The organism is Allobosea sp. 10L417, assembly GCF_056395485.1.
This window is the reverse complement of the sequence record NZ_JBFTJP010000007.1, coordinates 295,165-319,117: the sequence shown is the minus strand read 5'-3', so window position 1 is coordinate 319,117 and position 23,953 is coordinate 295,165. Positions and strand designations below refer to the sequence as shown.

Genomic DNA, 23,953 nt, shown 5'->3' with positions numbered 1-23,953 from the left:
CCGGAAGGCACGGAGATGGTGATGCCGGGCGACAACATCTCGATGGAGGTGACGCTGATCGCCCCGATCGCGATGGAAGAGAAGCTGCGCTTCGCCATCCGCGAAGGCGGCCGCACCGTCGGCGCCGGCGTCGTCGCTTCGATCATTGCGTAACGCGTTTTCGTGAGGGGCGCGGGCCCTTCGGGCCTTCGCCTCTACACGTCACGGAGAAAACAAGACCATGAACGGTCAGAACATTCGGATCCGCCTCAAGGCGTTCGACCACCGCATCCTCGACGCTTCGACGCGCGAGATCGTGTCGACCGCGAAGCGGACGGGCGCTCAGGTCCGCGGACCGATTCCGCTGCCCACGCTCATCGAGAAGTTCACCGTCAACCGCTCGCCGCACATCGACAAGAAGTCGCGCGAGCAGTTTGAGATGCGGACCCACAAGCGGGTCCTCGACATTGTCGATCCGACTCCCCAGACGGTCGACGCCCTCATGAAGCTTGATCTCGCCGCCGGCGTCGACGTCGAAATCAAGCTCTGATCCGATTGAACGGGTCCTCTGTTTCCGGCGACCCCGGATGGACATGACCCCAGAAGAAGGTGTGCACCGATGCGTTCCGGTGTGATTGCACAGAAAGTCGGGATGACCCGCGTCTTCACGGATGCTGGCGAACATATCCCGGTCACCGTGCTGAAGCTCGACAGCTGCCAGGTTGTCGCGCATCGCACGAAAGAGAAGAACGGCTATGTGGCCGTGCAGCTGGGCTCCGGCACGGCGAAGGTGAAGAATGTCTCGAAGGCTGAGCGCGGTCACTTCGCGGTCGCCACGGTCGAGCCGAAGCGCAAGGTGGTCGAGTTCCGCGTCAGCGATGACGCGCTGATCCCCGTCGGCGCCGAGCTGACCGCGGACCACTTCGTCGTCGGCCAGTTCGTCGACGTCTCCGGCACCACCACCGGCAAGGGCTTCGCCGGCGGTATGAAGCGCTGGAACTTCGGCGGTCTGCGCGCCACCCACGGCGTCTCGGTCTCGCACCGTTCGATCGGTTCGACCGGCGGCCGTCAGGACCCGGGCAAGACCTTCAAGAACAAGAAGATGCCGGGCCATCTTGGCGCCGAGCGCGTCACGACGCAGAACCTGCGCGTCGTCCAGACGGATGCCGAGCGTGGCCTGATCCTCGTCGAGGGCGCCGTTCCCGGCGTTGCTGGCGGCTGGATCCATGTCCGCGACGCCGTCAAGCGCGCCCTGCCGAAGGATGCGCCGCTGCCGGGCAAGTTCAAGGTTGCCGGCGAGAGCAAGGCGGAAGAGGCTCCTGCGGCCCAGGCTGAGGAGAACGCGTGATGAAATTCGATATCGTCACTCTTGAAGGCGGCAACGCCGGTTCCCTCGAGCTGTCGGATGCGGTGTTCGGCCTCGAGCCGCGCGCTGACCTCCTCGCCCGCATGGTTCGCTATCAGCTCGCCAAGCGTCGCGCCGGGACTCACAAGTCCAAGGGCCGCTCGGAAGTCGATCGCACCCGCAAGAAGATCTACAAGCAGAAGGGCACCGGCGGCGCTCGCCACGGCGCGGCTTCGGCTCCGCAGTTCCGCGGCGGCGGCAAGGCCTTCGGTCCGGTGCTGCGCGACCACGCTCACGACCTTCCCAAGAAGGTCCGCGCGCTCGCTCTGCGCCATGCGCTCTCGGCCAAGGCGAAGGATGCCGGCATCATCGTGATCGACGATGCCACGCTCTCCGAGCCGAAGACCAAGGTGCTGCTCGGCCACTTCGGCAAGCTCGACCTGTCGAGCGCGCTGATCATCGGTGGCGCCGAGATCGATACGAACTTCGGCCTGGCCGCTCGCTCGATCCCGAATGTCGACGTTCTGCCGGTCCAGGGCATCAACGTCTATGACATCCTGCGTCGCGACAAGCTTGTCCTGACGCGTGCGGCTGTCGATGCGCTGGAGGCGCGCTTCAAATGAGCCAGTCCGCCAAGAACCTCGACCCGCGCCACTACGATGTGATCGTGGCGCCGGTCATCACCGAAAAGGCGACGATGCTCTCCGAGCACAACAAGGTCGTCTTCAAGGTTGCCCGCACCGCGACCAAGCCGCAGATCAAGGCGGCGATCGAGAAGCTCTTCGACGTCAAGGTCAAGAGCGTCAACACGATCGTCACCGAAGGCAAGGTCAAGGTCTTCCGTGGCCGCCTCGGCCAGCGCTCGGACGTCAAAAAGGCCGTTGTGACCCTCGAAGAGGGCCACTCGATCGACGTGACCACGGGCCTCTGAGGGAAGGATCGCCATCATGGCTTTGAAACACTTCAAGCCGATCACGCCGAGCCTTCGCCAGCTCGTGATCGTCGACCGCAGCGAGCTCTACAAGGGCAAGCCGGTCAAGACCCTGACCGAGGGCAAGAGCTCCTCGGGCGGCCGCAACAACCTCGGCCGCATCACCGTCCGCTTCCGCGGCGGTGGCCACAAGCGCACGCTGCGCCTCGTCGACTTCAAGCGTCGCGGCAAGGCCGGCATCCCGGCGACCGTCGAGCGGCTCGAGTACGATCCGAACCGGACGGCGTTCATCGCCCTGATCAAGTATCAGGACGGCGAGCAGGCCTACATCCTGGCGCCGCAGCGCCTGGCAGTCGGCGACACCGTCGTCGCGGGTGACAATGTCGACGTGAAGCCCGGCAACGCGGCGCCCATGGGCACGCTGCCGATCGGCACGATCGTCCACAATGTCGAGCTCAAGATCGGCAAGGGCGGCGCTCTGGCCCGCTCCGCCGGCAACTACGCCCAGATCGTCGGTCGCGACCAGGGTTACGTCATCGTCCGCCTGAACTCGGGCGAACAGCGCCTGATCTCGGGCCTGTGCTACGCCACCGTCGGCGCCGTCTCGAACCCGGATCACATGAACCGGAACGACGGCAAGGCTGGTCGCTCGCGCTGGCTCGGCCGCCGTCCGCATAACCGCGGCGTCTCGATGAACCCGGTCGACCATCCGCATGGCGGTGGTGAGGGCCGGACCTCGGGTGGCCGTCATCCGGTCACGCCCTGGGGTCTGCCGACCAAGGGCAAGAAGACCCGCTCGAACAAGCGGACCGATACGTTCATCGTGTCGAGCCGTCACGCCCGCAAGAAGAAGAACTGAGGTCCGTCATGGCGCGTTCGCTTTGGAAAGGTCCGTTTGTCGACGGATACCTCCTGAAGAAGGCAGAGGTCGCCCGGACCTCGGCCCGAAATGAAGTCATCAAGATCTGGAGCCGTCGCTCCACGATCCTGCCGCAGTTCGTCGGTCTGACGTTCGGCGTGTACAACGGACAGAAGCATGTGCCGGTGTCCGTGTCCGAGGAAATGGTGGGTCACAAGTTCGGCGAGTTCTCGCCGACCCGGACCTTCCACGGCCACGCTGCCGACAAGAAGGCGAAGAGGAAGTAAGCCATGGGTAAAGCATCCGCCCCCCGTGCGCTGCCCGAGAACGAAGCGCTTGCGGTCGCCCGCAACCTGCGCGTCTCGCCGCAGAAGCTGAACCTCGTCGCTCAGCTGATCCGCGGCAAGAAGGTCTCGACGGCGCTCGCCGATCTCGAGTTCTCCCGCAAGCGCATCGCGAACGACGTTCGCAAGTGCCTGCAGAGCGCGATCGCCAACGCCGAGAACAATCACGACCTCGACGTCGACGATCTCGTCGTCGCCCAGGCCTTTGTCGGCAAGGCACTCGTCATGAAGCGCTTCCACGCCCGCGCCCGCGGCCGTGGCGCCCGGATCATGAAGCCGTTCTCGAACATCACGATCGTGGTGCGCGAGCAGGCAGCGCAGGCCTGAGGAGAGAACGATGGGTCAGAAAATCAATCCGATCGGCCTGCGCCTCGGCATCAACCGTACCTGGGACTCGCGTTGGTTCGCCAATAAGGGCGAGTACGGCAAGCTGCTGCATGAGGACATGGCGATCCGCGCCGCCCTGATGAAGCTGCTGAAGCAGGCCGCTGTCTCGAAGATCATCATCGAGCGTCCGCACAAGAAGTGCCGCGTCACCATCCACTCGGCTCGTCCGGGCGTGGTGATCGGCAAGAAGGGTGCCGACATCGAGAAGCTCCGCAAGGTGGTCTCGAACCTCACCAAGGCCGATGTGACGATCAACATCGTCGAGGTGCGCAAGCCCGAGATCGACGCGACGCTCGTCGCCGACTCGATCGCGCAGCAGCTCGAGCGCCGTGTCGCCTTCCGTCGTGCCATGAAGCGCGCCGTGCAGTCGGCCATGCGTCTGGGCGCCGAGGGCATCCGCATCAACTGCTCGGGCCGTCTCGGCGGCGCCGAGATCGCCCGCCTCGAATGGTACCGTGAGGGCCGCGTGCCGCTGCATACGCTGCGCGCCGACGTCGATTACGGCGTCGCCACCGCCTTCACGACCTACGGGACGTGCGGCATCAAGGTCTGGATCTTCAAGGGCGAGATCCTGGAACACGACCCGATGGCCCAGGACAAGCGCCTCTCCGACGAGGGCGGCCGTTCCGGCGGCCGCGACCGTGATCACCGCGATCGCGATCGTCGCGAGCAGGCTGCGTAAGGCTGATCGAGAAGAGCCATGCTGCAACCAAAACGCACCAAGTTCCGTAAGCAGTTCAAGGGACGCATCTCCGGCGTCGCCAAGGGCGGCACGGACCTCAACTTCGGCCAGTTCGGCCTGAAGGCACAAGAGCCCGAGCGCGTTACCGCTCGTCAGATCGAGGCGGCCCGCCGCGCGATCACCCGCGCGATGAAGCGCGTCGGCCGCGTCTGGATCCGCGTGTTCCCCGACGTGCCGGTTTCGAAGAAGCCGACCGAAGTCCGCATGGGTAAGGGCAAGGGTTCGCCCGAGTTCTGGGCGGCCAAGGTCAAGCCGGGCCGGATCATGTTCGAGCTCGACGGCGTGTCCGAGGAGATCGCCCGCGAGGCGCTCCGTCTCGGCGCCGCCAAGCTGCCGATCAAGACCCGCTTCATCCAGCGCATCGCCGAGTAAGGGAGGGCGACATGAAAAGCACACAGCGTCTTTCCGACCTGAAGTCGATGAGCACGGACCAGCTCCAGGATGAGTTGCTCAAGCTGAAGAAGGAGCAGTTCAACCTGCGCTTCCAGCGGGCAACGGGCCAGCTCGAGAACACCGCGCGCGTCACCGAACTGCGCAAGGATATCGCCCGCATCAAGACGCTGCAGCGGTCGAAGGCCGTTGCGGCCAGCGCGTGAGGAGAAGATAATGCCTAAGCGCGTGCTCCAGGGCGTCGTCGTCAGCGACAAGCAGAACAAAACTGTTGTGGTTAAGGTCGAGCGGCGTTATACGCACCCGCTCCTCAAGAAGACGGTTCGCCGTACGAAGAACTATCACGCCCATAACGAGGCGGGTTCGTTCAAGATTGGCGATACGGTGTGGATCGAGGAGTCCAAGCCGATTTCCAAGCTGAAAAGCTGGGTTGTGCTCGACGGCGCCCCTAAGGCGTGAGGCGAGACGGCTTTGCCCGGCCCCGAATCAGGGGCGGGCAGGGCGCCTGAAGGAAGCCGGACATGTCTCTCCGCAAAGGTGGAAACCACTTTTGCGGATCGTGTTTTGTTTTGAGGCCAAGGGGGCGATCGACCCCCGTCAGTCGTAGTCCCGAGCAGCGCTGAGGCCGCTCCGGAAACCGCCTGATACACAGATTGGAAGGATCAAGGCCATGATCCAGGTGCAGACGAATCTCGACGTCGCCGACAATTCGGGCGCGCGTCGCGTGATGTGCATCAAGGTTCTCGGCGGGTCGAAGCGCAAGTACGCCGGTGTCGGCGACATTATCGTCGTTTCGATCAAGGAAGCCATTCCGCGCGGTCGCGTGAAGAAGGGCGACGTCATGAAGGCGGTCGTCGTTCGCACCGCCAAGGACGTCAAGCGCGCCGATGGTTCGGTGATCCGGTTCGACCGCAATGCGGCCGTGCTGATCAACAACCAGAAGGAGCCTGTCGGCACGCGTATCTTCGGACCGGTTCCGCGCGAGCTGCGCGCCAAGAACCACATGAAGATCATCTCGCTGGCGCCGGAGGTGCTGTGATGGCTGCGAAAATCAAGAAGGGCGACAAGGTCGTCGTGCTTGCGGGCCGCGACAAGGGTAAGTCGGGCGAAGTGCTGCAGGTTCTGCCGAAGGATGCCCGCGCCGTCGTGCGTGGTGTCAACCTCGTCAAGAAGCACACCAAGCAGTCGCAGACGTCCGAGGGTGGCATCATCTCGAAGGAGGCCACCATCGACCTGTCGAACATCGCCGTGGCCGATCCGAAGGACGGCAAGCCGACCCGCGTTGGTTTCAAGGTGCTCGATGACGGCCGCAAGGTCCGTTTCGCCAAGCGTTCGGGGGATCTGATCGATGGCTGACGCTCAGCAGGCGGCTCTCTCGCCGCGCATGAAGAAGCATTACGAGGACGTCGTTCGTCCCGCGATGATCGCCGAATTCGGCTACAAGAACGTCATGGAAGTGCCGACGATCGAGAAGATCGTCATCAACATGGGCGTTGGCGAAGCGACGGCCGACCGCAAGAAGGTCGACAACGCCGCCGGCGATCTCGCCATGATCGCCGGTCAGAAGCCGGTCATCACCAAGTCCCGCCTCGCGATCGCCGGCTTCAAGCTGCGCGAGAACATGGCGGTTGGCTGCAAGGTCACGCTGCGCAAGACCAAGATGTTCGAGTTCGTCGACCGGCTCGTCACCATCGCCTTGCCGCGCGTGCGCGACTTCCGGGGCCTCAACCCGAAGTCGTTCGACGGGCGCGGTAACTTCGCGCTCGGGATCAAGGAGCACATCGTGTTCCCCGAGATCAACTACGACAAGGTCGACCAGGTCTGGGGCATGGACGTGATCGTCTGCACGACTGCGAAGTCGGACGACGAGGCGCGCGCTCTGCTCAAGCACTTCAACTTCCCGTTCCGGCAGTGAACCTAAGCGTTCATACGCGGAAACCAGGAGAGATCGATGGCTAAGAAAAGCTCCGTCGAGAACAACGAGCGCCGCAGGAAGCTGGTGAAGAAATTCGCCGGCCGCCGGGCCCGTTTGCTCGCAATTGCCAATGATGACAACCAGCCCATGGACGAGCGTTTCCTCGCTCGCCTCAAGCTGGCCGAACTGCCGCGCAACTCGGCCAAGATCCGCATCCGCAATCGCTGCGAGGTGACGGGCCGTCCGCGTGCGTTCTATCGCAAGCTGAAGATGTCGCGTGTCGCGCTGCGTGAGCTCGGCAACAAGGGGCTGGTTCCCGGCCTCGTGAAGTCGAGCTGGTAAGGAGGACTGGACAATGGCGATCATTGATCCGCTCGGCGATATGCTGACCCGCATCCGGAATGCGCAGCTGCGCCGCAAGTCGCGCGTTTCCACCCCTGGTTCGAAGCTGCGCGCCCGCGTGCTCGACGTTCTGCAGTCCGAGGGTTATATCCGCGGCTACAGCCAGACCGAGTTCGGCAACGGCCGGACGGAGTTCGACATCGAGCTGAAGTATCACGAGGGCCAGCCGGTCATCCGGTCGATCTCGCGTGTTTCGAAGCCCGGCCGCCGCGTCTACTCGTCGGTCGAGACCATGCCGCGCGTGGCCGACGGCCTTGGCGTGACGATCGTCTCGACGCCGCGTGGCGTGATGGCTGATCATGTGGCCCGCGAGCAGAACGTGGGCGGCGAAGTGCTCTGCAAGGTCTTCTGACCTTACAGGCGCCGCTCATCTTCAGGAGAGATCCAATGTCTCGTATCGGTAAGAAGCCGGTTTCGGTTCCCGCGGGCGTCACCGCCACGGTCACCGGCCAGCTCGTCAAGATCAAGGGCTCGAAGGGCGAGCTCTCCTTCGAGGTGCCCGAGGACGTCTCGGTTGCCATGGAGGACGGCGCGATCGCGGTTCAGCCGCGTTCGCAGTCGAAGCGCGCCCGCGCGCTCTGGGGCACCTCGCGCGCCCGCATCAACAACCTCGTCGTCGGCACCACCGCCGGCTTCGAGAAGCGCCTCGAGATCAACGGCGTCGGCTACAAGGCCGCCGTCAACGGCAAGGTGCTGAAGCTGTCGCTCGGCTTCAGCCATGATATCGACTACGAAATTCCGGCCGGTGTCGCGATCGTGACGCCGAAGCCGACGGAGATCGTCGTCACCGGTATCGACAAGCAGATCGTCGGCCAGACCGCCGCGGAAATCCGCGACTATCGTGGCCCCGAGCCCTACAAGGGCAAGGGCGTCAAGTACGCCGGCGAGTTCATCTTCCGCAAGGAAGGCAAGAAGAAGTAAGGACGCCAGCCATGAGCAAGCAGAACGATGTGACTGCGCGCCGCAAGGCTCGCGTCCGCCGCGCGATCAAGGCGGTTGCCAACGGTCGCCCGCGCCTCTCGGTGCATCGCACCGGCAAGCAGATCTACGCCCAGGTCATCGACGACGTGAACGGGGTCACCCTCGCTTCGGCCTCGTCGCTCGACAAGGACGTGCGCGCCCAGATCAAGTCGGGCGCCAATGTCGAGGCGGCCGGCCAGATCGGCAAGATTGTCGCCGAGCGCGCGGTCAAGGCCGGCGTGACGGACGTGGTCTTCGATCGCGGTCCCTATATGTACCACGGCCGCGTCAAGGCGCTGGCCGATGCAGCCCGCGAGGGCGGCCTCAAGTTCTGAGGTTATCGGGTTTCGCCCGGTTCGGCGCTTGCGCCGGCCGGGCGGCATCCGTTTTCAGCTTCCCCCGCGCAATGAGGCACGGGGTTAGGCTCGAGCGAGCGGCGTGAGGCTCAGACCTTCGTCCGCGCAAGTAAGAGGAAAGACATGGCTAGAGAGCCGCGTGAGCGCCGGGATAGCGAGGATCGCGATTCCGAATTCGTGGATAAGCTCGTCCACATCAACCGCGTCGCCAAGGTGGTGAAGGGTGGTCGTCGCTTCGGCTTCGCCGCGCTCGTCGTCGTCGGCGACCAGAAGGGCCGCGTCGGCTTCGGCCACGGCAAGGCCCGTGAGGTTCCCGAGGCGATCCGCAAGGCGACGGAAGCCGCCAAGCGTGGCCTCGTCCGCATCCCGCTGCGCGAGGGCCGCACCCTCCATCACGACGTGCAGGGCCGCCACGGCGCCGGCAAGGTCGTGCTGCGCGCTGCTCCGGCTGGTACCGGCATCATCGCCGGCGGTCCGATGCGCGCCGTCTTCGAGGCGGTCGGCATGCAGGACGTCGTGTCGAAGTCGCTCGGCTCCTCCAACCCGTACAACCTCGTGCGCGCCACTTTCGACGCGCTGAAGAACGAGGACAGCCCGCGCTCGGTCGCGGCTCGTCGCTCGCTCAAGGTTTCGGCCCTGCAGACCCGTCGCCGCGATGCCGGCACGGATGCGGCCGCGGAAGCGTGAGGAGGGATTCATGGCAAAGGCTGAGAAGACCTTCACCGTCGAGCAGATCGGCTCCCCGATCCGCCGCGACGCCACCCAGCGCCAGACCCTCATCGGTCTCGGCCTGAACAAGATCCGCCGCCGCTCGACCCTCCAGGACACCCCCGCGGTGCGTGGCATGGTCGAGAAGGTCAAGCACCTCGTGCGCGTCGTCGACGCGAACTGAGGAGGGCGACACATGAAACTCAACGAGATTCGTGACAACGAAGGCGCTCTCAAGGAGCGCATCCGCGTCGGCCGTGGTATCGGCTCGGGCAAGGGCAAGACCGGCGGCCGTGGCGTGAAGGGTCAGACCTCGCGCGCCGGCGTCGCCATCAAGGGCTTCGAAGGCGGCCAGATGCCGCTCTATCGCCGCCTGCCGAAGCGCGGCTTCAACAACCTGTTCGCCAAGGATCTGAACGAGGTCAACCTCGGTCGCATCCAGCAGGCCGTGGAAGCCGGGAAGCTCGATGCCAAGGGCGCCGTGACCATCGAGGCGCTTGTCGCCGCCGGTGTCATCACCCGCCAGGCCAAGGACGGCGTCAAGATCCTCGGCGTCGGCGAGCTCAAGACCAAGCTCGCTTTCGAGGTGGCTGGCGCGTCGAAGTCGGCCGTCGCTGCGATCGAGAAGGCTGGCGGCACGGTCAAGATTCTGGCTGCTGCTTCGCAGGCGTGATCCGCGAGCAGGATGCGAAAAAGTGGGAACCGGTTTTTCGCATGAATCCTGCTCTCGTTTTTTGATAAGAGACGGATTCAGCTTCGAGATGGAAACGCTTTGCGCTTCCATCTGGAACCATCCGGCTCTAGCGCCTACATGACGTTTGCGAACGGCGGCCGGGCCAACGCCCAGGCCGCCGTTCGACTGTTTGACGCAAAGCGCACGACCCGAAAACGCACCGCGAGCGCGGCAGGGGATGTGCTTCACTGACTGACTTGAGACCCAAGGACCGGACGCATGGCATCGGCGGCTGAACAGCTTGCGGCAAACCTCAATTTCGGGGCCTTCGCCAAGGCGGACGAACTCAAGAAGCGAATCTGGTTCACGCTGGGCGCGCTCGTCGTCTACCGGCTGGGCACCTACATCCCGCTGCCGGGCATGAACCCGGACGCGGTCGCCGATCTCTTCCGCCAGTCGCAGAGCGGCGTGCTCGGCATGTTCAACATGTTCTCCGGCGGTGCCGTCGGCCGCCTCGCCATTTTCGCGCTGGCGATCATGCCGTACATCTCGGCCTCGATCATCGTGCAGCTGCTGTCCAGCGTCATCCCGAGCTTCGAGGCGCTGAAGAAGGAAGGCGAGCAGGGCCGCAAGACCCTCAACCAGTACACCCGCTACCTGACGCTGGTGCTGGCGGTGTTCCAGGCCTATGCGATCGGCGTCGGCCTGCAGGGTTCGGGCAACCTCGTCCTCGAACCTGGGCCGTTCTTCCTGCTCTCGACCACGCTCACGCTCGTCGGCGGCACCATGTTCCTGCTGTGGCTGGGCGAGCAGATCACCAGCCGCGGCATCGGCAACGGCACCTCGATGATCATCTTCGGGGGCATCATCGCCGAATTCCCGTCGCAGCTTGCCCAGACTCTCGAGCTCGGCCGCCAGGGCGCGATCTCGACCGGGCTGCTGCTCGGCATCCTGGTGATGGCGGTTTGCGTCATCGCCTTCTGCGTGTTCATGGAGCGCGCGCAGCGCCGCCTGCTGATCAACTATCCGAAGCGCCAGGTCGGCAACCGCATGTATGAGGGCCAGACCTCGTTCCTGCCGCTGAAGCTGAACACCTCGGGCGTCATTCCGCCGATCTTCGCCTCGTCGCTGCTGCTGCTGCCGACGACGGTCGCCAGCTTCTCGCAGGCCTCGGGCGGCACGGGCTTCCTGTCGATCATCGCGACCTATCTCGCCCATGGCCGGCCGCTGTTCATGGTCCTCTACGCAGCGCTGATCATCTTCTTCTGCTTCTTCTACACCGCGATCGTGTTCAACCCGGTCGAGACGGCGGATAACCTCAAGAAGCATGGCGGCTTCATGCCGGGCATCCGCCCGGGCGAGCGCACCGCCGAGCATATCGACCGCATCCTCAGCCGCATCACTGTTCTMGGCGCCGGGTATCTGACCATCGTCTGCCTTATCCCCGAGTTCATGATCACCTATGCTCAGATCCCGATCATCCTGCTGGGCGGCACTTCGCTGCTCATCGTGGTGACGACGACGATGGACACCGTGGCTCAAGTTCACGGACATCTGCTGGCCCATCAATATGAGGGGCTGGTCAAGAAGGCTAAATTGCGAGGAGCGAGGCGCTAAATGCGGTTGATTTTCCTGGGGCCGCCGGGGGCGGGGAAGGGCACTCAGGCGGCGCGCATCGTCGCGAAGCACGGCATTCCTCAACTGTCGACCGGCGACATGCTGCGCGCGGCAGTCGCGGCGGGCACGCCGATCGGTCAGAAGGCCAAGGCGGTGATGGATGCGGGCGGGCTGGTTTCGGACGATATCGTCATCGGCATCGTCGCTGATCGCATCGAGGAGCCGGACGCGAAGAAGGGCTTCATCCTCGACGGCTTTCCGCGCACGCTCGCGCAGGCCGAAGCGCTTGACCGGATGCTCGAGGGCAAAGGGCTGAAGCTCGACGCGGTGCTCGAACTCACGGTCGACCAGAGCAAGCTCGTGGACCGCATCGTCCGTCGCGCCGAAGAGGCGAGGGCGGCTGGCCAGCCGGTCCGCAAGGACGATGATCCGGAGGTCTTCAAGACCCGGCTTGAGGCGTATAACCGCGACACGGCGATTGTCGCGCCTTACTACGAGAAGCGTGGCCAGCTGACGGCGATCGACGGAATGCAGCCGATCGACAGCGTCTCGGAAGCGATCGCGAACGCGTTGTCGGTGGCCGCTCAGGGCTGATCCGCAAGCAGCGAAGAGAAATTCGAACCCGGATGGGCGATGCCCGTCCGGGTTTTTCGATTCCGGTGCGTTTTTGCGCGCCTGCCTTTGCCTTTTCTCGCTTCGCCCGTGCGTTGACAGGTGCCGGGCCGCCGGATGTGCTGGACACAAGTCGTGAAAAGCGGCGTGGAGCACCTTCGACCGGGAGGCGAAGCGACCTTCCAGTCCGGTCCGGTGCAGGACAGGGAGCAGGCGCATGACGAGGTGGGGTGCATTGCTGTTCGCGAGTACGCTGGCGCTGATGCCGGCGGCGGCGCGGGCGCAGGATGCGGTCAAGATCGGCATCCTCAACGACCAGTCGGGCAACTATGCCGAATTCGGCGGTCTCGGCTCGGTCGAGGCTGCGAAGCTGGCGATCGAGGACTTCGGTGGCTCCGTGCTCGGCAAGCCGATCGAGATCGTCGCGGCCGATCATCAGAACAAGCCCGACATTGCGGCCGGCCTGGCAAGGCGCTGGTACGATGCCGACGGGGTCACCGCGATCGCGGATCTGACCAATTCGGCTGTAGCGCTCGCCGTCGCTGGCATCGCCAAGGAACGGCAGAAGGTCGCGCTCTATAACGGGCCGGCGACGACGAGGCTGTTCAACGAGGACTGCTCGCCGACCGGCTTCATGTGGACTTTCGACACCGCGACCTCGGCCAAGGGCACGGCGCTGTCCGTCCTGCGCGAGGGCGGCAACAGCTGGTACATCATTGCCGCCGACTACGCCTTCGGCCATCAGCTCACAGCCGATATCGAGGCGATCGTCGCGGCCAATGGCGGCAAGACGCTGGGCACGGTGCGCGCACCTCTCGGATCGCCGGACTTCTCCTCCTTCCTGCTGCAGGCGCAGGCCTCAAAGGCCAAGATCGTCGCCTTCGCCAATGCCGGCACGGACACGATCAATTCGATCAAGCAGGCCGGCGAGTTCGGCCTGGTCGATGGCGGCCAGAAGCTCGCCGCCATGGTCGTGGTGCTCAGCGACGTCCACGGCCTCGGGCTCGACAAGGCCAAGGGGTTGATCACGACGACCGCCTATTACCATGACGCGGACAAGCCGAGCCGCGCCTTCGCCGACCGCTACATGGCGCGGACCAAGAAGATGCCGGGCATGATCCAGGCGAGCGTCTATTCCTCGGTGCTGCACTATCTCAAGGCGGTGAAGGCGGTGGGCACGGCCGCAGGCCCCGCAGTCGCGGCCAAGATGAAGGAGCTGCCGGTCGACGACTTCTACGCGCCCGGTGCAAAGGTCCGCGAGGACGGCCGGCTGATGAACGACATGCTGCTGGTCGAGGTGAAGGCGCCGGCCGATTCGAAGGCGCCGTGGGACTACTTCAAGGTCGTCCGCAGGATCCCCGCGGCCGAGATCATCGCCCCGCTTTCGGAGAGCAAATGCAATCTGGTGAAGAAGTAAGGGCGCACACCGGAAGCTGGGTCATTCTCGGGCGCAGCGAAGCGGAGACCCGAGAAACCCCTGGGAGAGGGGTTGCGAATCTCCTTCGTCACGAGATGCTCGGGCCAAGCCCGAGCATGACGGCGAATATCCAGTCCAACCTCGATGCCAACAGTCTTGGCATGTTTCTTGGTTGCACCGGTTGACTCGGGACGGGCAACCCGTTAACGAGCCGCAATCCGGTTTCATGCGAGCGATGCCGTTGCCTTTGTGAAAGGGGACGACGTCGCGTTATCGCGTGGAGCCGTTCAACGTCCTGCATGAGCCGGCCTCCACCGGACGCGGGATTTTTCCCACCGCTGGGGTGCCATCGGGTGCTTCGGCCGACATGGAGATGAGACCATGGCTCGTATCGCGGGCGTTAACATTCCGACCGGCAAGCGCGTCGTCATCGGCCTTCAGTACATCCACGGCATTGGTGCGGCCAAGGCTCAGGAGATCGTCGAGAAGGTCGGCATCGCGCCCGAGCGCCGCGTTAACCAGCTGACCGACGCCGAAGTCCTGCAGATCCGCGAGACGATCGACCGCGACTATCTCGTCGAGGGCGATCTGCGCCGCGAGGTCTCGATGAACATCAAGCGCCTGATGGACCTCGGCTGCTATCGCGGCCTGCGTCATCGCCGCTCGCTGCCGGTTCGCGGCCAGCGCACACACACCAACGCCCGTACCCGCAAGGGCAAGGCGAAGCCGATCGCCGGCAAGAAGAAGTGATTTCCGCGGGCCGCTTGTTCGGCCCGCTGTCTATACGCCGGCCGGTCCGCTCACGGGCCGCCGGCATCCCCAGCGCCTGGCATGACGGGCGCGCCTGAAGGATGGAAGAAGAGATATGGCCAAGGAAGCCCAGCGCGTCCGTCGTCGCGAACGCAAGAACATCGTCTCCGGCGTCGCGCATGTGAACGCCTCGTTCAACAACACCATGATCACCATCACCGACGCGCAGGGCAACACGATCTCGTGGTCGTCGGCCGGCACGATGGGTTTCAAGGGCTCGCGCAAGTCGACCCCGTATGCCGCGCAGGTTGCGGCTGAGGATGCCGCCCGCAAGGCTGCCGAGCACGGCATGCGCACCCTCGAGGTCGAGGTGACCGGTCCGGGTTCGGGCCGCGAGTCGGCGCTGCGCGCGCTGCAGGCCGCGGGCTTCACCGTGACCTCGATCCGCGACGTCACGCCGATCCCGCACAATGGCTGCCGTCCGCGCAAGCGCCGTCGCGTCTGACGTCTGACCATTGCAAGAGGCGCCCGCAGGGGCGGGCGCCTGTCCGGGGCGGCGTAAGCCGCCAGATGAATTCAGCACCAGGAGTGCGGTCGTGATCAGCAAGAACTGGCAGGATCTTTCCAAGCCGAACAAGCTCGAAGTCAAGGTCGGAGACGACCCGAAGCGTCTGGCCACCGTGATCGCGCGTCCGCTCGAGCGCGGCTTCGGCATGACGCTCGGCAATGCGCTGCGTCGCGTGCTCCTGTCGTCGCTCCAGGGCGCGGCCGTCACCGCCGTCCAGATCGACGGCGTGCTGCACGAGTTCTCCTCGATCCCGGGCGTTCGCGAGGACGTCACCGATATCGTCCTCAATATCAAGGCCATCGCGGTCAAGATGCAGGGCGAGGGCCCGAAGCGCATGACACTGCGCAAGTCCGGCCCCGGCACCGTCACCGCCGGCGACATCAACACCATCGGCGACGTCTCGATCCTCAACCCGGACCTCGTGCTCTGCACGCTGGACGATGGGGCCGAGATCCGCATGGAGTTCACGGTCAACACCGGCAAGGGCTACGTCCCGGCCGAGCAGAACCGCCCCGAGGACGCGCCGATCGGCCTGATCCCGGTCGACAGCCTCTATTCGCCGGTCAAGAAGGTCTCCTACCGCGTCGAGAACACCCGCGAGGGCCAGAACCTCGACAAGGACGCGCTGACGCTGGCGATCGAGACCAATGGCTCGGTTTCGCCCGAGGACGCGTTGGCGCTTGCCGCCCGCATCCTGCAGGACCAGCTCGCCGTCTTCATCACCTTCGAGGAGCCGCGCAAGGAAGAGGCCGTCTCGACCGCGCCGCAGCTGCCCTTCAACCCGGCGCTGCTCAAGAAGGTGGACGAGCTCGAACTCTCGGTCCGCTCGGCCAACTGCCTCAAGAACGACAACATCGTCTATATCGGCGACCTCATCCAGAAGTCCGAGGGCGAGATGCTGCGCACCCCGAACTTCGGCCGCAAGTCGCTGAACGAGATCAAGGAAGTGCTGGCGACCATGGGCCTGCATCTGGGCATGGACGTCCAGGGCTGGCCGCCGGAGAACATCGAAGAGCTGGCCAAGCGCTTCGAAGAGCACTACTGAGCCTCAACCGGCGCGGGAGGCATCCCGCGCCATCCCGCCCGGCTCATCCGAGCCGGAGCATAAGGAACGGCCGTTCCGTGGCACGGCGGCCGTAAGCAACGAAGGAGCCAAACAATGCGTCACGGTTTTCGCGGTCGTCGTTTCAACCGCTCGGCCGAGCATCGCCAGGCGATGTTCGCCAACATGGCCCAGGCCCTGATCAAGCACGAGCAGATCACCACCACCCTGCCGAAGGCGAAGGACCTGCGTCCGGTCGTCGAGAAGCTCATCACGCTGGGCAAGCGCGGCGACCTGCATGCCCGCCGCCAGGCGATCTCGCAGATCAAGGATGTCGAGCTCGTCGGCAAGCTCTTCGCGGTCCTCGGCCCGCGCTACAAGGAGCGCAACGGCGGCTATCTGCGCATCATGAAGGCCGGCTTCCGCTTCGGCGACAATGCCCCGATGGCGATCATCGAGTTCGTCGACCGCGACGTCGAGGCCAAGGGCAAGGATTCCGGCCCGGTGTTCACGGCGGAAGAAGAAGCGGCCTGATCGGCCTCGCTCAAGCGAATCACAGAAGAGGCGGCCTCCGGGCCGCCTCTTTTTTTGTCTGCCTTGGCGGCGAAGCCGTCTTCGCCGCAACACTGCCCCGATCCTGGCGCTTCTCGGGAAAGGCAGGTTTGGCTCTTGTCGGCGGCGCGCGATTGCACGACATGTCGGTACGGAACCGGAGCGTCGCCGCGCGGTATAGCTCCGGAAGAATGCAGCACAGATGCCCCGGTGATGCGGGCCGTCAGGACGAGGATGAGCATGACCCATCGCTTTGCAGGTAGGCCGGCCTTGGCGGCAGCTGCTCTCGCCAGCGTCCTGATGGCCGGCGCCGCGACGCTGCCAGCTGTCGCCCAGCAACGGCAGGTGCCCGAATCGCGCGAGCAGGTGACCTTGTCCTTCGCGCCGCTGGTGAAGCGCACGCAGGCCGCCGTCGTGAACGTCTATGGCGCCCGCGTCGAGAAGCGGCCGCAGAACGCCCTCATGGACGATCCCTTCTTCCGCCGCTTCTTCGGCGATGGCGGCTTCGGCGTGCCGCGGGAGCGGGTGCAGCGTTCGCTCGGCTCGGGCGTGGTCGTCGATGCCGGCAACGGCCTCGTGGTGACCAACAACCACGTCATCGAGAATATGAGCGAGGTTAAGGTTGCCTTTGCCGACAAGCGCGAGGTCGAGGCCACGATCCTGCTGCGCGATCCGCGCACCGATCTCGCCGTTCTGAAGGTCGCCGACACCAAGAACCTGACCGCGATCGAACTCGCGGATACGGACGAGCTTCAGGTCGGCGATATCGTGCTCGCCATGGGCAATCCGTTCGGTGTCGGCCAGACGGTGACGCAGGGCATCGTCTCGGCGCTCGCCCGCACGCAGATCGGCGTGGGCGATGCCCAGTCCTTCATCCAGACGGATGCCGCGATCAATCCCGGTAATTCCGGCGGGGCGCTGATCGACATGAAGGGCCGTGTCGTCGGCATCAACACGGCGATCTATTCTCGCTCCGGCGGCAGTGTCGGCATCGGATTCGCGATTCCGTCCGCGATGGTGCGCCTCGTCGTCGACAGCGCCAAGGCCGGCGCCAAGACCGTGCGCCGCCCCTGGCTCGGGGCGCGCCTGCAGAGCCTGACCGCCGATGTCGCCGATGGCCTCGGATTGGATCGCCCGGCGGGGTCGGTCGTGGCCAGCATCGTCGAGAAGGGGCCGGCCGACCAGGCGGGGCTGCGCCGCTCGGACGTGATTCTCATGGTCGACGGGCTCGCAGTCGACGATCCCGAAGCCTTCGGCTACCGCTTCGCGACGCGCCCGATCGGCGGGTCGACCGTCCTCATGTTGCTCCGCGGCGGAAAGAAGATCGAGATTCCGGTCAAGCTCGTCGCGGCGCCGGAGACGCGCCCACGCGATACTGTGAAGCTGACGAGCCGCTCGCCGCTTTCGGGGTTGACGGTCGCGAACCTTTCGCCGGCGCTGGCCGAGGAGCTGTCGATCGAGACGGGCAACGAGGGCGTCGTCGTCAGCGAGATCGAAGAAGGCAGCACGGCCGCCAATATCGGCTTCCAGAAGGGCGACATCATCATGGCGCTCAACGGCGAGCGCATGACCAATTCGCGTGAGATCGAGACTGCCCTCAAGGAGCGCAAGCGCGCCTGGGAGGTCACGATCACCCGCAACGGCCAGACGATCACCTCGGTCTTCCCGGGGTGAGCGACCTCTTCTCCGCCTCGGGGCTGGACAAGTCCGGCCCGCGCCCGCTCGCCGACCGCTTGCGGCCGACGACGCTTGCAGAGGTGGCCGGGCAGGAGCATCTGACCGGACCGGACGGGGCGCTGACGCGGCTCGTCGCCTCCGGCACGGTCGGCAGCCTGATCTTCTGGGGCCCGCCCGGCACCGGCAAGACCACCGTGGCGCGGCTGCTCGCCGGCCTCGTCGATCTCGGCTTCGAGCAGATCAGCGCGATCTTTTCGGGCGTCGCTGACCTCAGGAAGGTGTTCGAGGCGGCGCGAGGGCGCCGGCTCGGCGGCCGTGGCACTCTGCTCTTCGTCGACGAGATCCACCGCTTCAACCGCGCCCAGCTCGACGCCTTCCTGCCCGTTATGGAAGACGGCACGATCACGCTGATCGGCGCGACGACCGAAAACCCGTCCTTCGCGCTGAATGCGGCGTTGCTGTCGCGGGCGCGGGTGCTGACCTTCAAATCGCTGGACGAGGGTTCGCTGCTCTTCCTGCTCGGCCGGGCCGAGGTGCTGGAGGGCAGGGAGTTGCCGCTGACGCCGGAGGCGCGGCTCGCGCTCGCGCGCTTCGCCGACGGCGACGGGCGCGCCGTGCTGACGCTGGCCGAGGAGATCTGGCGGGCGGCCAAGCCGAGTGAGATTCTTGACGAGCACGGCCTTTCGGAGGTGATCCAGCGCCGGGCGCCGATCTACGACAAAGCGCAGGACGGCCACTACAATCTGATCTCGGCCTTGCATAAGACGATCCGCGGCTCCGATCCCGATGCCGCGCTGTATTATTTTGCTCGCATGCTCGATGCCGGCGAGGACCCGCGCTTCCTGGCGCGGCGGCTGGTGCGCATGGCGGTGGAGGATATCGGGCTCGCCGACCCGCAGGCGCTCCTCCATGCCCGGGCCGCGGCCGAGACCTATGAGCAGCTCGGCACGCCGGAAGGCGAACTCGCGCTCGCCAACTGCGTGATCTATCTGGCGACGGCGCCGAAATCGAACGCTGCGTATATGGCCTACAAGGCAGCGACGCGGGTGGCGAAGGACCGCGGTTCGCTGATGCCGCCGAAGACGATCCTCAACGCCCCGACGAAGCTGATGCGCGAGGAGGGCTACGGCGCCGACTACGCCTATGACCACGATCAGCCGGACGCGTTTTCAGGCCAGAACTACTGGCCCGACGCGCTCGGCCGCCAGCGCTTCTACGATCCGCCCGAGCGCGGCTTCGAGCGCGAGATCCGCAAGCGGCTGGAATACTGGGAGCGGCTGCGCCAGGAGCGCGGCGAGGACTGATCGTCGCCCGCTAGACGGAATGGGCTGGCCGATGACAACTCAGCTTCGGCAGTTGAACGGCAGGAAGGTGCCGGACATGCCGCTGTTCATCGCCATCAGCACCAGCTTGTTGGCAAGCTCGAGTTCCTCCTTGCTGCGGGCGCAGACCTCGGCGCGGCTCTGGCAGTTCGAGGCGAGGAAAGCATCGTGGCCGGCCAGGAAGTCAGGGCCCAGCCCTTGCTTGCCCTGGCGATTCAAGGCCTGCTCGTAAGCCTTTCTGTAGCGGTTGCATTTTTCCGTCGGCCAGTCCGAAGCCGGGCTTTGCTGCGCCGCCGCGAAAGTGCCCCCGATGCTGAAGAAGACGAGCGCAGCCACTGCCCGCAGCAGCGACCGGTGAGCCGGTGCCGCAGCCGAATTCCGTCCATTCATCGCCATCGCCTCTGCCGCCTCGCGGCATCGAGGCGAGGCTTCCGCAGAAGCACAGTCAATTGCGGCGGATTTCGTTTGTGCACGGCGGCGGTGCACTCTATTTCACAGGAATGACTTCCACCGCACTCGTCTTTCTGGGCGCCGGCATCGGCGGCGTGCTGCGTCATGGCGTGAACCTTGTCTCGTCGCGCTGGTTCGGCATGGATTTTCCGTACGGGACCATGGCGATCAATATTCTCGGCTCGGCCCTGATGGGCGTGGTCGTCGGCTGGTTCGCCTTCAGGGCGGGCGAGGGGACGCCTCACGGATTGCGCCTGTTCCTGGCGACCGGCGTGCTCGGTGGATTCACGACCTTCTCGGCCTTCTCTCTCGATGCGGTGCTGCTCTGGGACCGCGGTGAGGCGATGGCGGCGATGGTCTATGTTTTGGGATCCGTGATGGTGTCGCTCGCGGCGCTGGTCGGCGGGCTTGCGGTGATGCGGGGGCTGTCATGAGGACAGGTGGCAAGGGGCCGGGCACCGGCCCCGGACGTGGCGGCAGGCAGCCGCGCGCGGCGGAGGCGCCGGGCGGCAAAAGGCCGAGCCATGACGCAAGGCGCCGCGCCGCCGCCCGGCCGGCCGAGGGCGAGGAGCGGGCTCAGCGCCCGGTCCGCGCCGCCGCCAAGCCGACGCGTGCCGAAGTCAAGGCCGAGACGGCGCAGGTGCTCTCGACCGGCGTGCAGCAGCTCGTGGTGACGCCTGACGAAAACGAGATGCGGATCGACCGCTTCCTCGAGACGCGCTTCCCGCAGCTCTCCTTCAGCCATATCCAGCGCATCGTCCGGAAGGGCGAGCTGCGCGTCGACGGCAAGCGCGCCGACAGCAAGGACCGGCTCAGCGAAGGGCAGACGGTGCGCATCCCGCCGTTGAAGCTGGAGCAGCAGGCAGAGCGGCCGCGCTCGGCCAAGGCCGATGCCGATACGATCGGCTTCCTGCGCTCGATCACGCTCTATGAGGACGACGACGTCATGGTCCTCAACAAGCCGGCAGGTTTGGCCGTGCAGGGGGGCTCGGGCACGACCCGGCATGTCGACGGCATGCTCGCCGCCCTGACCGGCAAGGACGGGCAGAAGCCGCGCCTCGTCCACCGCCTCGATAAGGACACCGCCGGCTGCCTCGTCATCGCCAAGTCGCGCTTCGCGGCAGCGACGCTCGCCAAAACGTTCCGCTCGCGCTCGGCCCGCAAAGTCTACTGGGCGCTCGTCGCCGGCGTGCCGCGCGTTCGCCAGGGCCGGATCTCGACCTATCTCGCCCGCGAGGAGGCCTATGACGGCGATCAGCGCATGGCTGTCGCCAAGCATGGCGAGGACGGCGCAATGCACGCCGTGACCTATTACGCGGTGGTGGAGACGGCGGCGCAGAAGCTGGCCTGGCTCTCGCTGAAGCCGGTGACCGGACGCACGCACCAACTGCGCGCCCATGCGGCCCATATCGGCCATCCGATCGTCGGCGACCCCAAATACTTCAACATCCTGAACTGGGAGCTGCCCGGCGGCATCCAGAACAAGCTGCACCTGCTGGCACGGCGGATCGTGCTGCCGCACCCGCGCGGCAAGGGCACGATCGACGTCAGCGCGCCGATACCGCCGCATATGCGCCAGAGCTGGAATCTGCTCGGCTTCGACGACGCGCCCTACGATCCGATCGTTGAAGCGCCGGACGAATAGGGCGCGCCGCGAGGTGACGAAACGTAAGAGAACAGTTGCGGAACAAACCGCATTCTGTTCTAATTATGTTCTCGTCATCGGAAGGGGGTCCCATGCGTTCGCTTTTGATTGTTTCCGCGTTCCTTTTCGGTCTGGCCGGGGTCGCGCAAGCGCAGACGGCCGCGCCGGCCAAACCCGTGGCCCCGACTACCACGGCTGCTGCTGCCACTGACCAGCCTATCCCGCAGGCGGAGCGCGCCAAGGCGCGGCAGGATTGCCTCTCCGAGAATGTCGCGCTCTCGGGAGACGATCTGCGCGCTGCCATGCGCCTGTGCCTTCAGGCCAAGTTTCCGGGTGTGCGGCTCTACGCGCAGGACGGTGTCACCCGCGACGGCAAGCCGACGGCGGTCGCGGCGCGGGCCGCCTGCAAGGAGGAGGTCGACGGCCGCAATCTGCAGGGATCGGAGCGAGTCGCATCATTGACGGCCTGCTTCAACGCCAAGCGGCCCGATCTCGCCCAGCGCTCCGAATGCCGCAAGGAGGCGCGGGCAAAGGGGCTGGACGGAACCGATCTGCGCAAGGCCGTGGATGCCTGCGCGCGGGAGGCAAAGGGCTGAGCCGGAAGTGAGGCCGCATAGCCGGTGGGACAATGCCATGACGGTGCTGCAATGGCTTGCGGCGCCCGGTTGCGCTAAAGCGCCGTCATGGATCTCATCATCTTCGATCTCGATGGCACCCTGATCAATTCCGAGGCGATCATCCTTGGGGCGCAGTACGAGGCGTTCAGGCGTTGCGGCCGGGTGCATCCGGGCCGCGAGGCCGGGCTCGGCATCGTCGGGCTGACGCTGGATATCGCAATGGCGCGGCTCGCCGGGCTCGACCAGCCCGACGATGTGCTCACCGAGACCTATCGCCAGGTCTTCGGTGCGATGCGCCAGCAGGCCGAGAGCGACCCTTCGCTGGACGAGCCGCTGTTTCCGGGAGTGGCGGAGACTCTTGCCGACCTGAAGCGCCACACCGGGTTGAAGCTCGGCATCGCCACCGGCAAGTCGCGCAAGGGCGCCGAGTTCATCGTCGCCCGGCATGGCTGGGAGGGGCTGTTCGACACGGTGCAGTCGGCCGACGACGCGCCTTCGAAGCCGCATCCCGGGATGATCCAGCGCGCCATGGCGGAGACCGGCGCCGCACCCACGCGCACGGCGATGGTCGGTGACAGCTCCTTCGATATCGAGATGGCGGTGGCGGCCGGCGTGGTGCCCGTCGCAGTATCCTGGGGCTTCCAGCCGGTCGACCGGCTGGTCGCACTCGGCGCCCGGCATGTGCTGGGCGAGTTCCCCGAACTGCCGGGAGCGCTGGGATTGCCGAAGACCGTCTCGGCCTAAAGCACCGGGCCGAAAAGTGGAATGCACTTTTCGGAGAAATCCGATGCTCAAACAAAGAGATAGATCGCCATTTTGCGTCCGATAGGACGCACGGCGATCTCGCATCCGGCCAGACGGCGGAAGCCGCTTTTCGGAGCTGCGCGGATACGCGACGGACATCCCGCTGCGCCGACCCTGCGGAACCGCGCGTCCGCTCGCCGGGCGGCGGCCGCACGGGGCACCGGTAAGCCAGGAGAGTGCCAGGCCCGGCGCTTGAAACGGGCGGCGACGATATCGCCGGCTGCGGCCCTGCCGGAGCGGTTCCGCGCACAGCAGTAAGATCCTCGCAACCAAACCGACTCAGTTCTGTTTAACCTGAATAACCGTTCAGATTTGCGCGTTAACCACCTGATGCGGGAGGCGGGTGCATGGTGTTCCCACAACAGGGACGTACCGGCACACAACAACGCCGGACAGGGGTTCAAGCATGATGGATCATGAGTTTCGTGAATTCGTCGATCGCGTGATGGATCGTCGCGCGATCGACGATAAAGACGTCAAGATGCTTCAGCGTAACATCTTGAACGACATCGTCGTGACGCGCGACATCATCGATGTCCTGGTGGCACTCGACCGGGCCGTGGCGCAAAGCTGCAAGGCCTATGCGGATTATCTCGTGGCTGTTGTCGTCGACTTCGCCGTGTGGGAGAACCGCCCGACCGGCGTGATCGACCGCGACAAGGCGCATTGGCTGGTGACGACCCTCTCGGCCGGCGAGGGACCGACGGTGACGGCCCAGCGTATCGCCTTCGAGATCGCTCGCGAAGCCGAGCATTGCGACGAGGCGTTGCTTGCCTTCGCCTTCGCCAAGGGCGCAGCCAAGGAGGTCGCGCGGGTCGCTGCCGGCAACACGACGCGGGCTCTGCTCGCGAACTGAGCTGCGCATCCGCGCACAACGGTCTGGCCTATC

The 23,953-nt window shown here is 65.4% G+C and carries 37 protein-coding genes; 36 read left to right on the top strand and 1 reads right to left on the bottom strand.

Annotated features, from left to right (window positions below):
* The 31 genes from AC1DE3_RS18990 to AC1DE3_RS18840 form a co-directional block, all read left to right on the top strand.
* The coding region (locus AC1DE3_RS18990) for an EF-Tu C-terminal domain-related protein (protein WP_465247582.1) at window positions 1-153 on the top strand (153 nt) is incomplete at its 5' end.
* A 67-nt stretch (window positions 154-220) separates the two neighbouring features.
* Window positions 221-529 carry a 30S ribosomal protein S10 gene (gene rpsJ / locus AC1DE3_RS18985; protein WP_043237115.1) on the top strand — a complete coding sequence of 103 codons (309 nt, stop codon included), beginning with the start codon at window positions 221-223 and terminating at the stop codon, window positions 527-529.
* Window positions 530-598: 69 nt separating this feature from the next.
* Complete coding sequence (gene rplC, locus AC1DE3_RS18980; RefSeq protein WP_441512847.1) at window positions 599-1,327, top strand: 50S ribosomal protein L3; 729 nt, start codon at window positions 599-601, stop codon at window positions 1,325-1,327.
* Complete coding sequence (gene rplD, locus AC1DE3_RS18975; protein WP_441512846.1) at window positions 1,327-1,947, top strand: 50S ribosomal protein L4; 621 nt, start codon at window positions 1,327-1,329, stop codon at window positions 1,945-1,947. The genes rplC and rplD overlap by 1 nt, the downstream gene beginning before the upstream one ends.
* Window positions 1,944-2,255: a 50S ribosomal protein L23 gene (locus AC1DE3_RS18970; RefSeq protein WP_149128651.1), complete on the top strand. Its 312-nt coding sequence runs from the start codon at window positions 1,944-1,946 to the stop codon at window positions 2,253-2,255. The genes rplD and AC1DE3_RS18970 overlap by 4 nt, the downstream gene beginning before the upstream one ends.
* A 16-nt stretch (window positions 2,256-2,271) precedes the next feature.
* Entirely contained in the window at window positions 2,272-3,114 is an 843-nt protein-coding gene (gene rplB / locus AC1DE3_RS18965; protein ID WP_441512845.1) for a 50S ribosomal protein L2, read from the top strand.
* Window positions 3,115-3,122: 8 nt separating this feature from the next.
* Entirely contained in the window at window positions 3,123-3,401 is a 279-nt protein-coding gene (gene rpsS / locus AC1DE3_RS18960; protein ID WP_441470739.1) for a 30S ribosomal protein S19, read from the top strand.
* Between the two features lie 3 nt (window positions 3,402-3,404).
* Entirely contained in the window at window positions 3,405-3,785 is a 381-nt protein-coding gene (gene rplV / locus AC1DE3_RS18955) for a 50S ribosomal protein L22 (protein ID WP_441512844.1), read from the top strand.
* Window positions 3,786-3,795: 10 nt separating this feature from the next.
* Window positions 3,796-4,527, top strand: coding sequence for a 30S ribosomal protein S3 (gene rpsC / locus AC1DE3_RS18950; RefSeq protein ID WP_441512843.1), 732 nt, complete (start codon window positions 3,796-3,798; stop codon window positions 4,525-4,527).
* A gap of 18 nt (window positions 4,528-4,545) precedes the next feature.
* A complete protein-coding gene (gene rplP, locus AC1DE3_RS18945; RefSeq protein ID WP_112581124.1) occupies window positions 4,546-4,959 on the top strand; it encodes a 50S ribosomal protein L16 in 414 nt (137 codons plus the stop codon).
* 11 nt (window positions 4,960-4,970) lie between these two features.
* Window positions 4,971-5,183: a 50S ribosomal protein L29 gene (gene rpmC, locus AC1DE3_RS18940; RefSeq protein WP_400506013.1), complete on the top strand. Its 213-nt coding sequence runs from the start codon at window positions 4,971-4,973 to the stop codon at window positions 5,181-5,183.
* Window positions 5,184-5,193: 10 nt separating this feature from the next.
* Entirely contained in the window at window positions 5,194-5,436 is a 243-nt protein-coding gene (gene rpsQ / locus AC1DE3_RS18935; protein WP_441512842.1) for a 30S ribosomal protein S17, read from the top strand.
* Between the two features lie 211 nt (window positions 5,437-5,647).
* The gene (rplN, locus tag AC1DE3_RS18930) at window positions 5,648-6,016 is read left to right on the top strand and encodes a 50S ribosomal protein L14 (RefSeq protein ID WP_055730187.1); all 369 of its coding nucleotides are present in this window, start codon (window positions 5,648-5,650) and stop codon (window positions 6,014-6,016) included.
* A complete protein-coding gene (gene rplX, locus AC1DE3_RS18925) occupies window positions 6,016-6,333 on the top strand; it encodes a 50S ribosomal protein L24 (protein WP_377838317.1) in 318 nt (105 codons plus the stop codon). The genes rplN and rplX overlap by 1 nt, the downstream gene beginning before the upstream one ends.
* Window positions 6,326-6,892, top strand: coding sequence for a 50S ribosomal protein L5 (gene rplE, locus AC1DE3_RS18920; RefSeq protein WP_476778751.1), 567 nt, complete (start codon window positions 6,326-6,328; stop codon window positions 6,890-6,892). Before rplX ends, rplE begins: the two co-directional genes overlap by 8 nt.
* 36 nt (window positions 6,893-6,928) lie before the next feature.
* Window positions 6,929-7,234 carry a 30S ribosomal protein S14 gene (rpsN, locus tag AC1DE3_RS18915; protein WP_199085556.1) on the top strand — a complete coding sequence of 102 codons (306 nt, stop codon included), beginning with the start codon at window positions 6,929-6,931 and terminating at the stop codon, window positions 7,232-7,234.
* Window positions 7,235-7,247: 13 nt separating this feature from the next.
* On the top strand, window positions 7,248-7,646 hold the full coding sequence (rpsH, locus tag AC1DE3_RS18910) for a 30S ribosomal protein S8 (protein ID WP_400506018.1): 399 nt from the start codon (window positions 7,248-7,250) through the stop codon (window positions 7,644-7,646).
* 35 nt (window positions 7,647-7,681) lie between these two features.
* Window positions 7,682-8,215, top strand: coding sequence for a 50S ribosomal protein L6 (gene rplF, locus AC1DE3_RS18905; protein ID WP_441512841.1), 534 nt, complete (start codon window positions 7,682-7,684; stop codon window positions 8,213-8,215).
* An 11-nt stretch (window positions 8,216-8,226) separates the two neighbouring features.
* Window positions 8,227-8,589 (top strand): 50S ribosomal protein L18, encoded by a 363-nt coding sequence (gene rplR / locus AC1DE3_RS18900; RefSeq protein WP_441512840.1) that lies wholly within the window; start codon window positions 8,227-8,229, stop codon window positions 8,587-8,589.
* Window positions 8,590-8,733: 144 nt separating this feature from the next.
* Window positions 8,734-9,297 carry a 30S ribosomal protein S5 gene (gene rpsE, locus AC1DE3_RS18895; RefSeq protein WP_262333094.1) on the top strand — a complete coding sequence of 188 codons (564 nt, stop codon included), beginning with the start codon at window positions 8,734-8,736 and terminating at the stop codon, window positions 9,295-9,297.
* A gap of 10 nt (window positions 9,298-9,307) precedes the next feature.
* Complete coding sequence (gene rpmD, locus AC1DE3_RS18890) at window positions 9,308-9,502, top strand: 50S ribosomal protein L30 (protein WP_441512839.1); 195 nt, start codon at window positions 9,308-9,310, stop codon at window positions 9,500-9,502.
* Between the two features lie 12 nt (window positions 9,503-9,514).
* Window positions 9,515-9,991, top strand: coding sequence for a 50S ribosomal protein L15 (gene rplO, locus AC1DE3_RS18885; RefSeq protein ID WP_441512838.1), 477 nt, complete (start codon window positions 9,515-9,517; stop codon window positions 9,989-9,991).
* Window positions 9,992-10,270: 279 nt separating this feature from the next.
* Window positions 10,271-11,608, top strand: coding sequence for a preprotein translocase subunit SecY (secY, locus tag AC1DE3_RS18880; protein WP_441512837.1), 1,338 nt, complete (start codon window positions 10,271-10,273; stop codon window positions 11,606-11,608).
* The gene (locus AC1DE3_RS18875; protein WP_441470732.1) at window positions 11,609-12,202 is read left to right on the top strand and encodes an adenylate kinase; all 594 of its coding nucleotides are present in this window, start codon (window positions 11,609-11,611) and stop codon (window positions 12,200-12,202) included. It begins immediately after the preceding gene.
* Window positions 12,203-12,437: 235 nt separating this feature from the next.
* Entirely contained in the window at window positions 12,438-13,637 is a 1,200-nt protein-coding gene (locus AC1DE3_RS18870) for an ABC transporter substrate-binding protein (protein ID WP_476778750.1), read from the top strand.
* A 381-nt stretch (window positions 13,638-14,018) separates the two neighbouring features.
* Window positions 14,019-14,387, top strand: a complete 369-nt coding sequence (rpsM, locus tag AC1DE3_RS18865) for a 30S ribosomal protein S13 (protein ID WP_112581136.1) — start codon at window positions 14,019-14,021, stop codon at window positions 14,385-14,387.
* 115 nt (window positions 14,388-14,502) lie between these two features.
* Window positions 14,503-14,892, top strand: a complete 390-nt coding sequence (gene rpsK, locus AC1DE3_RS18860; RefSeq protein ID WP_043237079.1) for a 30S ribosomal protein S11 — start codon at window positions 14,503-14,505, stop codon at window positions 14,890-14,892.
* A gap of 91 nt (window positions 14,893-14,983) precedes the next feature.
* Window positions 14,984-16,000, top strand: coding sequence for a DNA-directed RNA polymerase subunit alpha (locus AC1DE3_RS18855; RefSeq protein WP_441512835.1), 1,017 nt, complete (start codon window positions 14,984-14,986; stop codon window positions 15,998-16,000).
* A gap of 114 nt (window positions 16,001-16,114) precedes the next feature.
* Window positions 16,115-16,531 carry a 50S ribosomal protein L17 gene (rplQ, locus tag AC1DE3_RS18850; protein ID WP_476778749.1) on the top strand — a complete coding sequence of 139 codons (417 nt, stop codon included), beginning with the start codon at window positions 16,115-16,117 and terminating at the stop codon, window positions 16,529-16,531.
* A gap of 252 nt (window positions 16,532-16,783) precedes the next feature.
* Complete coding sequence (locus AC1DE3_RS18845) at window positions 16,784-18,223, top strand: DegQ family serine endoprotease (protein ID WP_441512833.1); 1,440 nt, start codon at window positions 16,784-16,786, stop codon at window positions 18,221-18,223.
* On the top strand, window positions 18,220-19,530 hold the full coding sequence (locus tag AC1DE3_RS18840) for a replication-associated recombination protein A (protein WP_476778748.1): 1,311 nt from the start codon (window positions 18,220-18,222) through the stop codon (window positions 19,528-19,530). The genes AC1DE3_RS18845 and AC1DE3_RS18840 overlap by 4 nt, the downstream gene beginning before the upstream one ends.
* Window positions 19,531-19,569: 39 nt before the next feature.
* Here the strand turns inward: AC1DE3_RS18840 and AC1DE3_RS18835 are convergent, their stop codons facing one another.
* Window positions 19,570-19,884, bottom strand: coding sequence for a hypothetical protein (locus tag AC1DE3_RS18835; protein WP_476778747.1), 315 nt, complete (start codon window positions 19,882-19,884; stop codon window positions 19,570-19,572).
* 164 nt (window positions 19,885-20,048) lie between these two features.
* On the opposite strand from AC1DE3_RS18835, the gene crcB reads away from it, so the two are divergent.
* The 5 genes from crcB to AC1DE3_RS18810 all read left to right on the top strand — a co-directional run bounded on the left by crcB (window position 20,049) and on the right by AC1DE3_RS18810 (window position 23,920).
* Entirely contained in the window at window positions 20,049-20,432 is a 384-nt protein-coding gene (crcB, locus tag AC1DE3_RS18830) for a fluoride efflux transporter CrcB (RefSeq protein WP_476778746.1), read from the top strand.
* Entirely contained in the window at window positions 20,369-21,643 is a 1,275-nt protein-coding gene (locus tag AC1DE3_RS18825) for an RluA family pseudouridine synthase (RefSeq protein WP_476852654.1), read from the top strand. Before crcB ends, AC1DE3_RS18825 begins: the two co-directional genes overlap by 64 nt.
* Before the next feature lie 176 nt (window positions 21,644-21,819).
* Window positions 21,820-22,239 (top strand): hypothetical protein, encoded by a 420-nt coding sequence (locus AC1DE3_RS18820; protein ID WP_476778745.1) that lies wholly within the window; start codon window positions 21,820-21,822, stop codon window positions 22,237-22,239.
* A gap of 87 nt (window positions 22,240-22,326) precedes the next feature.
* Window positions 22,327-23,004 (top strand): HAD-IA family hydrolase, encoded by a 678-nt coding sequence (locus tag AC1DE3_RS18815; protein WP_476778744.1) that lies wholly within the window; start codon window positions 22,327-22,329, stop codon window positions 23,002-23,004.
* A gap of 466 nt (window positions 23,005-23,470) precedes the next feature.
* Window positions 23,471-23,920, top strand: coding sequence for a hypothetical protein (locus AC1DE3_RS18810; protein WP_476778743.1), 450 nt, complete (start codon window positions 23,471-23,473; stop codon window positions 23,918-23,920).
* Window positions 23,921-23,953: the final 33 nt, after the last annotated feature.